Here is a 17,380-nt window from a genome sequence, read left to right as displayed (position 1 = left end):
AATTGGAATAGTTTAATGTAATAAATGTAACAAAAAAAGCTTTTTAATTAAAAATAAACCTGTTAAACTTGCAGCTTATTCAAAAAGTAAAAATTAAATGAGCAAGTCTTTTCAGTTGGTTTTAATGGGAGCGCTTATTGTGGCGCTTGGCGTACTCTACTATTTACATTTTTCCTCTCAACGTGTCGTCTACGTTGATTCCACAAAGCTGGTTAACAATTATCAGGGCATGATCGAAGCCCGGAAGGTTTTCCAGCAGAAATCAGCCACGTGGAAGGCTAACATTGATACGTTAATGTCAGAAGTACAGAATTCCATAAAAGATTATGAAAAAGAAAGTGGCTCAATGACTGAAAAGGAGAAGGAGCTTTCAAGGGAGCTGATAAGGACCAAACAAAAACAACTTGCCGAGTATCAAAAGGCCATGAACGACAAAGCAGGCCAGGAAGATGCTCAAATGACCTCGCAGGTATTGGAACAGGTTAACTCCTACATTAAAAAATATGGAGAAAAGCACGACTATAAAATCATACTTGCCGCTACGCAATACGGTAATATTGCTTATGCCGCTGAAGGCCTGGATATTACCGATGACGTGTTAAAAGGGTTAAATGAAGAGTATGCCGGTCAGTAAGCAAAATCAAGCAATGAATTTTTCTTCCGTATTTAATTTTAAGAAAAGGCCACCATTTTCTTTCAGGAATATATTGTGGGTTTGCACCACAAGTATTTTTATGCTACTCTTCGCAGTGGCCTGCAAGCCGGAGTATTTGTCGGAGGAGGAGCTCAAGTCTTATGTATTGGATGAAGATAATAACCTCTCCAAAAGCAGTAGTTATAAAGGCTTTGATATCCAGGTTACCTATAGGCCTAATGATCTAATTATACTTCAGGAAACTGGAGGTGAAACGGCTGTGGATACGGCTGAGTTAAAGAGATTGGAGTCTAAGTACAGCGATTACTATTACTTCATTTTAAGTATTTCTAGGGACGACAAGGAGGCGCTCTACCAATCAGGAGGAGGGCAGGGGCAGTTTAGTGAACTCGTTCAGGTACTGTCTTTTCGCATGGGCCAATATGTAAACCTCACCACTTCAGAGCGCGACACTATACCCGTTGGAGACTATGTTTATCCAAGAACATATGGCATGGGCGGTGCAACCACTCTGATGTTTGCTTTTTCCAGGGAGAAAGTGAAAGCTGATGAGTGGCTCCAGTTCAATCTAAAGGAATTCGGAATGGGTCTCGGAAGCCAGACATTCAGGTTCCGCCGGGAGGACCTGGAAAATGTCCCCCAAATAAAATTCACTGAAATTATTAAATAAAAATTGCCAGTCTCAAAAAATGAGACGGAGATTTATAAAATTTGAACGTCCTGATTATCAAGCTTTAAATTACAAGCCATACTCAGACTATTTATAGAAGATTAATTACTAACAACGAATGTTCAGAAAAAGAAAGTTGATTAAAGCCGTAGCGATCTTTTTTACCCTACAGATCCTCTTTGATGTAATCTACCCTACGATTAGTTATGCATTGACTGCGGGGCCTACTGCTCCGGAGGCTACCAGTTTTGAGCCTGTGGATACAACTGATATGGTTAATCTGGCTACGGGAGATTTTGTTTATAATATCCCTTTGCTGGAAGTGCCGGGGCCTTCGGGAGGTTATCCATTGTCACTTTCTTATCATGCGGGCATACAGCCAAATGAAGAAGCTTCTTGGGTTGGGCTCGGTTGGACGCTAAACCCAGGGGCTATAAATCGAAACGTGAGTGGGTATGCTGATGACTATTCAAACATAACCCAAATAGATCGTACTTTTTGGGAAGGAGGCGAGACAACTACCAGAACATTTGGAGTGTCATATGGAGTTGCTAATGGACCAAGTGTTTCTGCTGGGTTAAGTGTTTCAGAGGATACATATCAGGGTTTCGGTGTAGGAGGCTATGCAGGTGCAAGTGTAGGGGCCAGATTCGGTGGAAACTTTAGCGCCGGAGTTAATGTAGGTGTGGGAATATCTCCGTACGGGGATAAATATAGTAGTATGGGAATAGGTTTATCAATAGGGACATCTAGTGGTGGAGCTAATGCCAATGCTAGTGTAGGGCTATCGATTAATAATGGGACTGACTTCAATGTTGGGGCCAGTGGTGGAATAGGATATGGACAGACAGACCCTAAAACTGGACGAGTGCGCGGGGGGTCTTTAATGGGAGCTACATTGTCTTCAAATTCGAAGTTTTCCTCAACACTAGGAGGTGGAGCTATTGGTGTGCATAATTCAAAACAATGGAATATGAGCACTCGTAGTAAGGGTTTTGATGTTGAAATTCCTACTGTAGTTTTTCCTGGACTAAACGTGAGATTAGCAAGGAAGTATACACGTTACTGGATAGATGAAACTGCTGAAGTATTTTCAAACGGGGCACTGTACATGCCTCCTGTAGAGTTTACAAATGATCAGTTGCAAAATACGGCATTTGATGTTTATGATTTGGCTGTTGTGAAAGATCAGGAGGTCACAAAGCCGAATTTTGAGGATGCGATGGGAGGTGCCTTTATAGATTATGATAACTATAATGTTTTAGGGCAAGGAGTTTCTGGTAGTATCAGACCTTATTATTACAATGCCTATTTATATAGACAAAATAAAGAAGATAATGAAGGGGTTGTAAAGCTTAAAACTTATCCTCTTGGGCCTAATAAGAGGGCAAGTTTTAGGTTTGAAAACGATTTTTCTAATAGGTTCGAGTATGATACTGATACTCATGATTTTTCCGTTGATGTAACCAGCAGCAGTGATCCATTAAACTATTCATATGACGACGAGGAGGTTTTAACGGGTAATGAAGAGTCTAAGGGGTATATACTTAATAAGCTGGCCGGGTCGAAAAATGTGGATTGGTTTACTAACAGGCAAATTTATTCTGGAGAAGTTCAAGTTATCGGGGATCACGCATTGGGTTTTACACGTAACAACGATGATCAAATTGGAGCCATAAGAGTAACCAATGAATCAGGGGTTGTTTTTCATTACTCTTTACCGGTTTATAGCTATGATGAATATGTTTATTCTGGTTCTGTCGATAATAAAGGGAAGGAATCCTTTAATCAATTGGCAAAAAAGGAAAAATACGCCTATTCATGGTTTTTGACAGCTGTTACTGGACCTGATTATATTGATAGAGGGATAATTGGCGAGCTTGATGAAGAGGACTGGGGATATTGGGTCAGTTTTGACTATGGAAGATGGACGAAGTGGTATGGGTGGCGTAATCCCGCTGAGGGCTTCAATAAGGATTTGGATCAGAAATGGAGCAATTTTTCAAAGGGTAAAAAGGAATTGTACTACTTGAATTCAATAAGAACAAAAACGCATACTGCAATTTTTGTTAAAGAACTTCGGGCAGATTCTAAAGGAGTAACTTCCTCTAAAAGCGAGGCAGTATTGGTAAATAATAAGGAGGTGGTTTACAGAGATGAGGGTGGCTTCGAGAAGTTAAAGGGAACCAAAATAATAGGAACGAAGCCTGTTGAGTATGATATTCACCCTATAAGTACACTAAAACTTAATAATATTTACTTGTTTAACAACGAAGACGTACCAGATAATCTGGAAAGTTTCGGTTCTAATTACCAACAGATTGAAGAGGTGCCGGGGTATGTATATTTTGAAGGAAATAATGTGCTAGATGTTGAAGATATTCAACACATTGAAGGAGACTTGAAAGAAAAATCATTACGGAGCATATCTTTTGACCATGACTATTCTTTGGCTCCATATACAAGCAATAGCTTTTACAGCGATCTGGATGCATTAGCTGCAGGCAAGGTATTTACTGATTACCTTGGGAAACTTACTTTAAATAGCGTTAGATTTCTTGGGAAATCTGCAAGTGATATAATTCCTCCAGTGAATTTCGATTACGATATCAAAACTCCGGTTAAAGGATCTTCAATAATTCGAATGGAGGGTCAATATGGATATGGAGAAACCTACTACTCTGATATTCCTAATTCTCAATTAGAAGTGGGAGATATTCTACATTTTGGTACAGGTTGCAAGTACGCACTAGTGGAGTCAATTTCTAATGAAAGACATTATTTGAAGCCCATTAAACCAGTAATTGATGGTCTGCGGTCGAATTACTGTGATATATACAATTTACATAGTGATGGCGATGTAGTTGAGTGGCAGACAACCAAAAATCCTCCTTATAACAAAAATCATTATGATTTATGGGGATTTTACAAGTCTGATATTAAAGATCTTGGAAATGAGAACCTTACACGTATTACTTCTGAAACTTCATCCAAATCAGTTGACGTATGGTCCCTTAGATCTGTAAATACCTCATTGGGCGCAAAGGTTGGGATAGAGTATGAGTCAGATGAGTATTCTAATTCAATTAAGAAGCTTCAGAATTTGATAATTAAGGATGTTCAATGTTATAATGAACCCAACGGTATCTTGAAGTTGGAATTTTATAGTAATATAGAAAATATCGAACTGACAAGTGAGACCGTCAAGGCTATAGCCATGGTAGGGCGTCAAAAAGGATATGCTACATGGGATGAAGATTATAGACTTGAATGCGAAAATGGTGCGCGACTGGATCATGTTTACATATGGAATAGACAACATTTGACTGATCCTGAAATAATTGATAAGGGGAAGAATTATTTATTGGTTAGAGATAATTTGAATTTCTGTGCAAGAATAAACAGATCGGGTCTTAAATGTGTAAGTCGTGCTTTGGATATCGATGATGATATAAATTGTACGCAGACTTTTGTTGACCAGTCGTGGGGTACTTATAGTACGTATGATTTTTCTGATCCATTTGAGTTTATTGGTGGTGAAATTTCTTTTGATAAATCCCTGTTCAATCCTAAAGGTGGAGGACTTAGGGTTAAGTCCATATCCCTCACTACTGATGCGTATAGTAGCAAAACTATGTATGATTATGAAGGAGGGGTTACCTCTTACGAACCCGTTCACATGGGAGATCCAATTAAAAGGATTGATGCCAACGAGTATCCATGTTTGAAAGAGAAAGAAGGGGAAATGATTTCTGACTATGTAAACCAAGTAACGGCTACTTCTGCTCTACAAAGGTTTTACAACTTATTTAGTAATGCCAGAGAGCTTCCAGGTCCTGGGGTCTTTTATTCAAATGTAAAAGTTAGTGAGGAATATAATGGTCATAAAATACCGGGTTATTCCGTGTTTAATTTTGAAACTTTTGAAACCGATTTAGTTACAATTTCTGGTCTAGGAGGGGCAGATATCATTTTAGGAGATTGGGGAGATAGTGGAGGTTATAATGAGCCGCCAGGTAAGCTCTATAATAAAAGTCTAAATGGTTTATTTACGGAGGAAATTAAAAAACATATGACAGTAATCCGTAATTCTTCGTCACGGTTAGGTGAGTTAAAATCTATTGTTCTTTTTGATGAGAATGGTCAAAAGGTTACGGAAACTATTAATCATTATTTACATGATAAGGAGAACTATGAAGAGATGCTCCGTGATACTTATGGTAATCAGGGACTTATAGAAGAAAGTTTCGTTGATGCCAGGCAGATAATAAAAGAAAATGGTAATTATGATCTGATTTCTACATTAGGAAGGCGAATAACATTTCCTTCTTTACAAACAGGCCAGACAAATGTTAATTACAAAACTGGAGTTAAAACAACTTCGAAGCATCTTGCTTTTGATTTCTTTTCTGGTGCTATAACGAAAATTTTGACTAGTGACAGTTATGGCAATTGCTATGTTAGCGAATCTACTCCTGCCTATAAAAAATATGATAAAATGGGTCTGGCAGTTTATGGAGGTAAAAATATGCTTGCTCAAGAGGCTGCTAATTATAATTACCAAGTTACCAGTGAGACTGATCTTACACCAGAATCGTTAATTTCTGCCTCTGTTCAGACATGGAGTAATAGCACTGAGGTATTAGGAGCAATAGCGACTGAACAAGAAAATATATGGAGAAAACAATCCTCTTATATATGGAGGGGTGATGATAAAGCCATTATCTCTGATGACTTATACCCTTATTCAAGCTTTTTTCCATATAGGTTTGAAAACTGGACGGGTAATACACCAAATTCTTCACTATGGAAGAAGAACAGTGAAATTACCCTCTTTGACCCATATTCACATGCTCTTGAGGTGAAGGATCTTAATGGAAATTATGCAGCAACGAAAATGGATATTTATCAGGAGAGAGTGTATTCCACTGTTGCCAATGCCCGCTACAATGAATATGGCTATACCGGTTTTGAAAAGATGAGCAATGATTTTAGGTTTAGTGGAGGCATCAAGCTTGGGGTAGGAGATGCGAATCTGGGATCTGAAGCTAATGGTTACCATGTGCATACCGGCAGTGTAGGAGTTAAGGTAACACTAGATGGAGGTTATGCTTGTATGTATGATTTTCCTTCTGATGTAGACCGTTCGAAAACTTATCACTTAAGCGTATGGGTGCATAAGGATCATAAGAACCAATTAAAACTATATGCAAAAGACGGAACAGGGGACATTAAGACCTTCACGGGGGCTGAGCTAAGTGAAATCAAAAGGGCCGGAGATTGGTATCTGGCTTCAATGGATGTTTCCCTCCTGGGAACTAGTGGAGCTATTCAGTTTGGCGTGGCTTCTTCCGGAGGTGTAGGCCTCTCAATAGATGACTTCCGTTTTCACCCTATAGACGCTACAATGACCAGCTATGTTTATAATAAGTGGGGTGAACTCTCTCATACTCTCGATGCTAATAATATTTATACACGGTATGTGTATGATGGTATGGGGAGGCTTACTTCTACTTATCGAGAAACCTTCGACCATGGTGATGCACTTGTTGGTGAAGTATTGTATCACTATGGTAGAAATTATTTAGATGAAGAAATCGGTGGCTTTAACATTTACTCCGGTAAAAGTGGAAATAGTGGAAATACCATTAGAGATAAACAACCTCCTTATAAAAAAGGTGATAATGTCTACTTTACCCTGTCAGGAAAGGATGGTTGTAATGCCAGCCCAATTGTGGAGTACGTAAAAATAGATGGTAAGACATTTAAACCGGGGTATCTTCCAGATGGTACAAGAATGGTTAAGGTCAATGATTATAAGTATGGTTTAGAAGACCTAAGGGGCGATCATAATATTTTTGTTGGTTATAAGGATTGGCCCACGGCTGGAACACTGCTCTCATATAGATGCAGGCAAATGGAAAGTAGTTACTGTAACGATGGTTATGTGGAGTATACAATTGCAGATGGCTGCGGTGGTTCAATCCCTATGGCGGAAGAAGATAGGTTCTTTAATTTGGAATATAATATGGACTTGGACTGCTCCAATACACTTCCTTTTTGTAAGTAGTTTGTATATAAAAGGTGCGGTATTATAAAATATGCGACTATGACTTTCCGGTATTATGAAATCATATATTGAAGTTGTTTTAAATAATAAATAAATTATATATGAAATTTAAATTTCAAATAATTATATCTATACTTTTTTTTATTGCACCATTTGATTTAATGGCACAATGTGTAACCTTAAAACCTTCTTCTACGAGCGTGCTTTGTGGAGGAAGTACCAGAAGTTATGATATACAAGTACAATCAAGTTGCAATTTGAATTCCGGGTGCTATACCTTTGAATGGGGGGTAAGTACAGGAAATACGATAGTATCTTCAGGAACTTCTTCAGCCACGGTGAGATGGAATAAACCAGGTACAGTCACTTTAACTGTTAGTTGTAAAGCATCATGCAAGCCTTGTGAAGGGGGGATAATTACATCTCGTACTTTTAGCTATTATGAGAGCCAAGTTGAGGAGTTATTACCATCAGCCCCCTATATATTAAATTATACTCATTGTGGGCCAAGCAGAGCAACTTTTTCAGTTTCAAATGCTGTAGCAGGAGCAACATATAAATGGTATACTGAAGGCAATTCCTACTTAGGAACAGGAACATCTTATCAAACTTCTAATATTCTGTACAATTCCTCCAGGTTTAAAGTCAGAGGTTATACCGAAGGAGCAAGCAAATGCTATAAAGAGGGAAGTGCTTATGCTACAATTATTAATAACCCTAACATGGCTCCCTCCAGCAGCATTTTGGGTTATAGAAAAACTGAAATCAAAGCTACAGGAGAGGGGTATGGAGGTACCATGTATTATTGGCAAACGTCATCAGGTGATACTAAGTTAGGTTTGCCATTATTTAATAGTAGTGGTGATTATCAGGTTGTAAATGAATTAGGACCTTATTATCTCAAAGGTTATAATTCTATTGAATCCTGCTGGACAAAACCAACTTCCCCCTACAACCCTAACTTTAATTTAAAACCTCCTGTAATGGAGGTTATAAAATTTAATGAATCAACTTTTTTTAAAGTGTTTCTCCAATCTGCTGATAAAAATCATATCATGAAATATGCCGATTATTACTGGGTGTCTGATGTGAATAAAACAGAGACAGACAATAAGTATTATGACTTTTATAAAATCACAGAGTCTGGCACATATTATCTAAGAGGACGAGACCAGGGAGGGACCTGGGGTGATGCAATGACTATAGTTATTGATATTAACCTTAGCGATCAACTTAACTGGATCCATACCAAATCGTATACGAAGCAGGATGCCGTATCAAAAATTGTAGCAGAGCAGAAGGTTTATTTTGACCACGCAGGAATAGAACTGCAATCCCAGTATCTCAATGTCACCTCTAATGAAGTTTTTGCAAGTGCTCCTGTTAAGGATAAATATGGTAGAAATGCTATACAGTCCATGGTGGCTCCCATTAATACTGTAGATTTTCAATATAAACCGACATTTATTACAAATACTGATGGTACAACATACGGCCATCAGGATTTCGGGGAACCCTTGGGAAATACACGAAGGGGAACCCTTGGGTGGTATTACAGTACGAATAATGATATAGAAGACAATGTACCTGTTACAGGTTATCCCTATTCCCAAGTGGAATTTTATAATGATGGCACGGGAGGTATAAAGAAGTCCGCCGGTCCTGGTGAATATCACAGGTTAGGTTCAGGTTATAATACAGAAACTTCAAGTTTGACTGTTAAAGCAACCAATGAATTGGACAACTACCTAGCCATTATGGATGCGAATGTATTCCCTGGCTCAAATACTATTGAGGATGCTATAGTTTCCATAGGCAGGGATGCTAATGGTAATTACGGACTTAGCGTATCGGACCGATCAGGAAATGTATTAATGACTGCGCGAAAAGGGGATACAGCCCTTCCGCAAACCAGATCTAATGAACTTGAAGACGGAACACATTCCAACTTCATCTATTTTTATGTGCTAGAGGATAATACTGCTATCAACATCAGCGGAAGCACCTCTTTCTATGTTGAAAACCTTTTCTCGGGAGTCTCTTTGGGGCAACCAGGACAACTTAATTCCGGGTTCTACAGAGTGGTGGTTACGGCAGATCCCCTACAAACCGTTACATTAAATTATAGCCAGAGTTACGGAGATATATCATACAACTACTATGATAAGGCAGGGAGGCTTAAAGCTAGTATTTCACCCAATGGAGTGAAGCAGCTCGAAGCAGGAATTTCTTATGAGAACATTGATAAAACAACATACGAATACAACCATCAGGGCTGGCTTTTAAGCACAACGGAGCCAGATGCAGGCACCACAGAATATGTGTACAGAAAGGATGGGAGCATAAGATATTCTCAAAATGCCAAACAAAAAGTGAGTGATAGTTACTCCTATACATTATATGATAAACTGGGCAGGCCGGTAGAGTCAGGTGAGGCATACAATTCTAACTTTAATGCATCAAATATTCAGTTTAAAAGCTCAGGCATGTATAGCACACTGGAGGCAACAGGCTTAGAGTCATTATATGACAATGCCGGCTCCATGCAAAGAAAGGATTGGGTACGAACCTATTATGACCTTCCTGATAATAATTTTAATAGCGCCACCGGATTGACTCATAAACAGGATTTTGTCGCAGGAGCAGTGTCCTGGACGGAAAATGCAAACATAAAAACCTGGTATAGCTACGATGAGCAGGGTAGGGTAACCTGGATGGGCCAAAAGCCGGAAGGCCTTGAGAGGACATTTGTCGCTGCTTATGAGTATGATTTTCTGGGTAATGTCCTTAAAGTGAGTTATTCCTCCCACGGTTCTGCAGGAGAGCAGTTAGATGCCTTCTATCACTATTATACCTATGATGCCGATAAAAGGCTTAGTGAAGTCTATACCAGCCTTAACGGGGCTATCCCGCAAACAGAGTTAAGCACAAATAAAGACGCAGAGCTACAAGCACACTACGATTATTATTTACATGGCCCCCTCAAGAGGATTGAGTTGGGAGGTGATCTGCAAGGTATTGATTTTGTGTATAATATCAACGGTTGGCTAAAGCAGATCAACCACCCTGAGCTTGGTTCCGGCAAGGACCCCGGCGGTGATGGTACCAATGGCTTTGGTCAGGATGCTTTCGGTATGATCCTTAACTACTATGAAAGCAATATGAATGGTCTGTTTAATTCTGTCTCGCTGGTTCCCCACCCGGATGCAGGCGCTATTCATGGTCTTCCTGGCGTTGAGGTTGATAATACCATAGAACTTGCCGCTTTGTTCCCGCAAATCAGACCCCATGGACTCGATAATGTTGTACAAGGACTGAGGGAATATAGCGCAGATAATCCCGCCTATAAAAATATGATCAGGGAATTTCAGGATCAGGGTTTTGAAACAGGAAGAGAATAAAAATATTTAAAGTAATAAAGGGCTGGTAGCCCAAAGAATTTCTGATAATGAAGAAAACTTACATCAACCTCAAGAGCTTAACAGTTCTGATCTTTTTGTTGCTGATGGTCAGTGTGAATGAGATATTGGCAATGAATGCTAAGCATAATGCTGAAGCAGTCATTGGCCCTATTAGCAGCAATGGAGAAATTAGAAATATAAAATCAACCGAAAATTCTCCGGAGAACTTGACGAATGTCCCAAATATGCCCCTTTTATCAGAAGGGTATCACGTTCAATGGACTGACCTGGAAGGAGTTCAGGTAGACACTGACGGGGGTCTGGTAAAAACAGTGGTTGATGGCTGGGGCAACGCAGGTGCTGCTTCTATTCAAGGACTATCAGAAGGAGTAGATGGTTGGGTAGAGTTTCAGGTTCTGGCTGGAACAAAAGGTTATATGGTTGGTTTATCGGCTGAAAACATTGATTTGCACTGGATGACTCAACGCTATTCAATTTTCATAGATAACAATGGAACATTTAGTGTACATGAAGGAGGGGTTGGTAGAGCTAATCTTGGAGCGTATGTTGTAGGCGATATTTTTAAAATTGAACGCACTGGCACTACCATAAAATATTATCGTAATAACCAGGAAGTATATATCTCAAAAGTCGCTTCTGAAGGACAACTTCTCGTTGATGTTGCCTTGCTCAACTCTGGTGCTGTTATTTCTAATGTAATTACATCTTTTAACACTGAATATATACCTGTTGCCAAGGTGGGGTATCCCGTTCAATGGACTGATCTCGAAGGAGTTCAGGTTGATGTAGAGGGTAATTTGGAAAAGATAGAGGTTGACGGTTGGGGCAATGCCGGAGCAGCTTCCACTCAGGGACTCGCAGAAGGATCAGATGGTTGGGTAGAGTTTCAGGTCTTTGATAGAACAAAAGGTTACATGGTGGGCTTATCTGCGGAGAATATTGATTCACATTGGTTTTCTCAGCGTTACTCAATTTTTATTAATGGTACAGGTAAATACAGTATCCATGAAGGAGGGATTGGCAGAATAGAGCTTGGAGAGTATCTTATAGGAGATGTTTTTAGGATCGAGCGCTCAGGCCAAACCATAAGATATCTTCGAAATAATCAAGTAGTATACACATCACAAGTTACTTCCGAAGGGCAACTTCTCGTTGATGTTGCCTTACTTGACTCCGGCGCTGTTATCTCAGATATTCATACTTCATTTAATACTGATTATGTAGCCAAAGTTCGCTCGGGTTATCCGGTTGAATGGGTAGACGTTGAGGGACTTGTTCTGAATTCTGATGGAAACCTTGAAAAAAATGTATCGCAGGGTTGGGGCAACGCAGGTGCAGCTTCAAATCAAGGATTGCCTCAAGGCGCGGACGGATGGGTAGAGTTTCAGGCTCTTAGTCGGACAAAAACATACATGATTGGTATCTCTCCTGAAAATCTTGATTCGCATTGGCTAACGCAGCGTTATTCAATCTATATACGAAATACTGGGGTCTATGGTATTTATGAAGGAGGCATGGCTATTAAAAATCTTGGCGATTATCTCGTAGGTGATGTATTCAAAATTGAGCGAACAGGGAATGTCATAAAGTACTTTCGGAATGGCGAGGTGGTTTATACCTCAGCTTATCTTTTGGAAGATCAACTTTTAGTAGATATATCTTTAGGGGATAGCGGTACGGTTGTTCCTGATATCAGGACTTCATTTAATGAAGTGTACACAAAAACACCTAAACCAGGGTATGAGGTTCAATGGACTGATATAGAGGGGGCAGAGGTAAACTTCGACGGAACGTTGATTAAAACAGAAGCTGATGGCTGGGGCAATGGGGGAGCTGCGTCAAAGTACAGTTTAGGTCCGGGTGAAGACGGTTGGGTAGAGTTTCAGGTATTCAGTAGAGGTCGCAACTTCATGGTTGGCCTGTCTGAAGTGAATTCAGACGCTGATTATAGATCATTACAATATGCTATACAAATAAGTGGGACAAGGAACGGGTATGTAAGAGAAGATGGTGTTGCAAAGTTTGCACTATCAAACTATCTAACAGGAGAAACATTCAGGATTGAGCGAACAGGGAACACTATAAAATATCTTCGTAATGGCTCTGTGGCTTATATCTCAAAAATTAGTTCTGAGGGTGTACTTTTGGTGGATGTAGCAATGGCTACGCCAGGAACAGAACTCAGGGAAGTTCGTTCCAGTTTTTCCTACAGTGAAGAGATTCCGGATGTTTATGAAATAGCCGCCTTACAAGAGTTATATGAATCTACCGACGGCCCTAACTGGACTAATAATGCCGGATGGCCAACCGACTGGAGTACCATTACCTCCATAGATCAGGTAGTGGGGTGGCATGGTGTGACAGTGGAAAATGGTGATGTAACGGCCATCGCTCTTAGTTCCAATCAGTTAACAGGATCACTGCCGGCATCCATCGGTTCATTGAGAGCGCTTAAGACTTTGTCACTGGCTAATAACCAGTTGATCAATGGGATTCCTGCTGAAATTAGGAACCTAAGCAATCTGGAAACACTAACATTGTTTTCAAATCCGTCTATCGGAGGTGAGATCCCACCGGAAATCGGGAACCTGACTGCACTGAAGGATTTGAGCCTGAATAATATGGGGCTTACTGGCACGGTTCCATCCACACTTGGCAATCTCACAAATCTGCTTTCGCTGCGAATAGATCAGAATAACCTTACGGGCGGATTGCCTGTGGAACTGGCCAAACTGGTAAACCTTAGCAAGATCTATTTTGGAAGCAATCCGGGTATGGATTTTGGAGGGGCGTTTCCCTTGGCAATCCGTGGAATGACCAGTCTTACCTGGCTGGACGTCAACAATACACCCATCAACGCGCCTTTGCCGGAATGGATAGGGGAATTGAGCAAACTCTCGGCTGTTACATTGCAAAATTGCACCCTTACTGGTGCTATTCCAGAGGGAATTGGAAACCTTATATTATTAAAGCAGTTATACCTTTCCAATAACCAGTTGAGTGGAGCTCTTCCAAAAAGCATTGGGAATCTCCATCAATTGGTTAAACTCGAATTAAATAATAATAATCTGAGCGGTGAGGTGCCAGCCTCAATCGGCGGATGTGTGGCGTTGCTAAACCTTGACCTGAGCTTCAATGCACTGTCCGGTAGCTTCCCTGAAACAATTAATGCTCATACCAATATAATTGATATTTATCTTCACAATAACAATTTCACCAGTTTTCCGGCTGTATCTAATGTAGATGTTCTTTATTTGAAGAATAACCTGCTTGATTATGCTTCACTGGAGGCCCAGATGATTGATGGTGTGAAGAAGTTCAGAATCCTGAATTATAATCCCCAAAAACAACCGGATACTGAAATAGAAACAGCTCTCGGGGGAAACTACAAGGTTGCTAACGATCGTTCCGGAGGCGAATACACAACCTATCAGTGGCAGGAGTGGGACGGAACAGTATGGCAAAACCTTGCAGGCAAAACAGATGCAGATCTCTTACTGGCCGAGGCTGATGCAACCTACATTGGCAAACGTTACAGGTGTGAGATGAAAAATACGGTGATAACTGATATCACTTTATACTCGTCCTCTTTTGTGATAACTGATGTGCCTGACCCCGTTCCTGTAAATTTTGAGGTAAAACCACTTTACAACGGCAACATTACCTCCATGAAATGGGCAACAGCCGTGCCTGATGATGCTGAACCTTTTGAGGCCGGTACGAACATTAATGAAGGGATTTATCTCTTCGATTATGACGAAAAATACCAGTTAAAGGAAGCGGTTTGGGGTGAAGAAGTAACCGGTATCGTACAGCACGAAACCAACAAATACAGGCTCAATAACCTGCAATATGACCTGAATGGCAACATCATGTCACTGCGGCGATATGATGGAGAGGGCAGTAAAAAGCATGACTTCAAATATGATTATAATATTGATGAAGAAGGTAATGATGATAACACTGTTCTTCAAAATAATCAATTGGACAAGATAACCGGTCATGCCACCTACCATTACAATGAAATAGGACAGCTTACAGCGGAAATAGGTGATGATGGTAAAGAAAAGTACGTAGACTATGATGTGACCGGCAAAGTGGTTGCTGTTTATGCTGATGCTGACAAGAAGGAGTTGAAAGTAAGCTATAAATACGATGACAGAGGCTTCAGGCTGATGAGCCGAAAGGAAGATACGGCAACTGAAACATGGTATATTCGAGATGCGTCAGGCAATGTGATGAGTATTTATGAGAGGAAAGATGAAACCAATGATCTGGTACAAACTGAAGTACCAGTATATGGATCAGGTAAACTAGGGGTTTATTACCCCCAGCAGGATGGAACCGTTGATTACGAGCTAACTGACCATTTGGGTAATGTACGGACTGTTGTGAAAAAGAGGAAGACCATCTATACAGCTACTATGGAAGATACAGGAACAGGTGATTATTCTAACCCCAGAGTAGAAGAGATGGCTTATTTTCAGGCAGATAATCTTTTTGCTATTGATCATAAGTCTTCTGACCCTGGACTTAATGTTACTTCTACCGATGTAGTGGCCAATCCGCAGTATTCTGCATTGCTGGATGGTAGCTTGCAAAGAAGGGTAGGACCGGCTATTACTCTAAAGGTTGAACCGGGCGATCAGGTGGATATGCAGGCATTTGCCAAATTCAAAATACAGGAGACGTATAACCAATTGGCTTTGGCAGATGTAGTAGCCGCACTGACCAGCACTTACATAGGAGCCAATGGTTTGGAAACAGCAAGTGAACTGGAAAGCCTGTTTACGGGGGCACTAAGCGGCTTTGCTTCCAGCGCTGGCAATACACCGGATGCATACCTGAATTATATAATATTTGATGCTACCTTTAATGTGGTAACCAGCAACAGGATGCGTGTTAGTGAAAGTGCTGGGTTTTATGAGGGAAATGCCAGCGCTACTGAATTCGAACTTTTGGATCTTGATCAGGTTATTGACATCACTCAGGAAGGCTATATCTATGTTTATGCCTCCAACGAATCGCCGGATAGTGAAGTGTACTTCGATGATGTTTCCGTTACCCTTACAGAAAATGTAGTAACCCAGGCTACCGATTATTACCCGTTTGGTATGGTGATGCGAAGGAGCAATACGCCTAATAATTATGTGCACAATGAGGGCGAACCTACTATGCAGGAGAGTGAAGTGCTGAACCTGCCACTTGCCGGGGATGTAATGGATGATAGTCCACTACAGCAGATTGTGACCAGCACCGGGATCACCTTCGGGGCCGGGAAGGACGAGGAAAGTACGGCCGCAATAATCGACCAGAACGGGTCTGTGGTTATTGATGATGCCGCTTCCTTAGAGTTCAGTAATAAAGATTTTACCATTGCTTTTTGGGTTAAAGGTGATGCCAGTGTAAGCGAACCGGTTGAGCTTTTCTCCATACGCAAAGATGGTATTTACGGAGCACCGGAAAGCGGATATGAACCGGCTGATGTAGCTATTAGTATGATCCATGACCCCACTTCTGAAGGGCAGTTTTCCAATAGCTATAACTCCGGTGAAAATTTGATCACCTTTAATTATACCGATAATCAATTTAATGAATGGACGCACATTGCCATAGTGCGCAATGGTCCATGGTTTGACGTTTACGCCAATGGAGAGAGAAAGGACGCACTCCAATTTGACGATCCTTCATTTGGCTTCAATGATTCGGATGCACCTATCCAGATCAAGAAAATATTAACCAACGCTCATCAGACCAGGTTACAGAATTTTCATATCTTTAAAAAATCATTGTCCTTGCAGGAGATACGACTCCTGATGGACATGAATACATCAGAAGAAATTGATGAAACTATTACAGGGCAACTGGCGTTTGGCGGTTATTATCGTTATGGATTCCAGGGACAGTTTGCCGAGGAAGATAGTGAAACAGGATGGAACAGTTTTGAACTTAGAATGTATGATCCGGTGATTGGGAGGTGGTTGACCACTGATCCATATGGTCAATACTGGTCTCCTTATGTTGGGATGGGGAATAATCCAACCAATCTTGTTGATCCAGATGGGGGTTGTACTGGAGATTGTCCTGAAGAAGTGCAGGAATTTATTAATGCTGGAGGTACAGTATTAGATGAAATAGTAGTGCTTGGAAGCAAGAATGCCCCTGTACAATTTGCTTATCGCAATTATCAAATTGATCCCTCCATAAATTTGAATTGGGAAAAGTGGGCATTGGCTGAACTTCGACAAAAGGAAGCGTGGTATGCTACAGCGTCCCTTGCTCCTGAGATTTTTTCCGTTCCTTTACTGCTAGAGGTAGGGCCTAAAACACCAAAATTACCATCGCCGAATACCGTAAATATTGTAGCTAGGGGGGTTAATGAAGCTAAAACCTTTGTTAATATTATCACCAAGGAGGATGGTGTAATGATATTCTCAGCTAAATATGCGGATGAAGTTATCCAAGGAATATCCGATTATCGAGTACATGGAGATAAGCTGTATTTAGAGGGGTTGCATTTACAAGGCTCTTCTGGAGGTAATGTGGGTGTAAAAACATTATAC

General features: G+C 40.5%; 5 protein-coding genes and 1 pseudogene. All 6 read left to right on the top strand.

The annotated features are described in order from the left end of the window. The first annotated feature begins 97 nt into the window (after positions 1 to 97). Entirely contained in the window at positions 98 to 634 is a 537-nt protein-coding gene (locus E1163_RS12715; protein WP_155172257.1) for an OmpH/Skp family outer membrane protein, read from the top strand. A gap of 13 nt (positions 635 to 647) precedes the next feature. Beyond that, positions 648 to 1,325 (top strand): hypothetical protein, encoded by a 678-nt coding sequence (locus tag E1163_RS12710; protein WP_155172254.1) that lies wholly within the window; start codon positions 648 to 650, stop codon positions 1,323 to 1,325. Positions 1,326 to 1,443: 118 nt separating this feature from the next. Continuing rightward, complete coding sequence (locus tag E1163_RS12705; RefSeq protein ID WP_155172251.1) at positions 1,444 to 7,395, top strand: hypothetical protein; 5,952 nt, start codon at positions 1,444 to 1,446, stop codon at positions 7,393 to 7,395. Between the two features lie 101 nt (positions 7,396 to 7,496). After that, positions 7,497 to 8,093, top strand: a pseudogene (locus E1163_RS31700) (immunoglobulin domain-containing protein); the annotation flags it as partial. A 24-nt stretch (positions 8,094 to 8,117) separates the two neighbouring features. Continuing rightward, complete coding sequence (locus E1163_RS12700; RefSeq protein WP_155172248.1) at positions 8,118 to 10,796, top strand: RHS repeat domain-containing protein; 2,679 nt, start codon at positions 8,118 to 8,120, stop codon at positions 10,794 to 10,796. Between the two features lie 47 nt (positions 10,797 to 10,843). Beyond that, positions 10,844 to 17,380: leucine-rich repeat domain-containing protein (locus E1163_RS12695; RefSeq protein ID WP_281353119.1), on the top strand; the 6,537-nt coding region annotated here is incomplete at its 3' end.

This window comes from Fulvivirga kasyanovii (genome assembly GCF_009711405.1).
Taxonomy (GTDB): Bacteria; Bacteroidota; Bacteroidia; order Cytophagales; family Cyclobacteriaceae; genus Fulvivirga; species Fulvivirga kasyanovii.
Note: the sequence above shows the minus strand (reverse complement) of the source record. Positions and strands in the feature narration are given on the sequence as shown.

Excerpts from the sequence above, each read along its gene's own strand:
- E1163_RS12700 (WP_155172248.1), top strand. The coding sequence starts at position 8,118 with ATGGCTCCCTCCAGCAGCATTTTGGGTTATAGAAAAACTGAAATCAAA.
- E1163_RS12710 (WP_155172254.1), top strand. The coding sequence starts at position 648 with ATGAATTTTTCTTCCGTATTTAATTTTAAGAAAAGGCCACCATTTTCT.
- E1163_RS12715 (WP_155172257.1), top strand. The coding sequence starts at position 98 with ATGAGCAAGTCTTTTCAGTTGGTTTTAATGGGAGCGCTTATTGTGGCG.
- E1163_RS12705 (WP_155172251.1), top strand. The coding sequence starts at position 1,444 with ATGTTCAGAAAAAGAAAGTTGATTAAAGCCGTAGCGATCTTTTTTACC.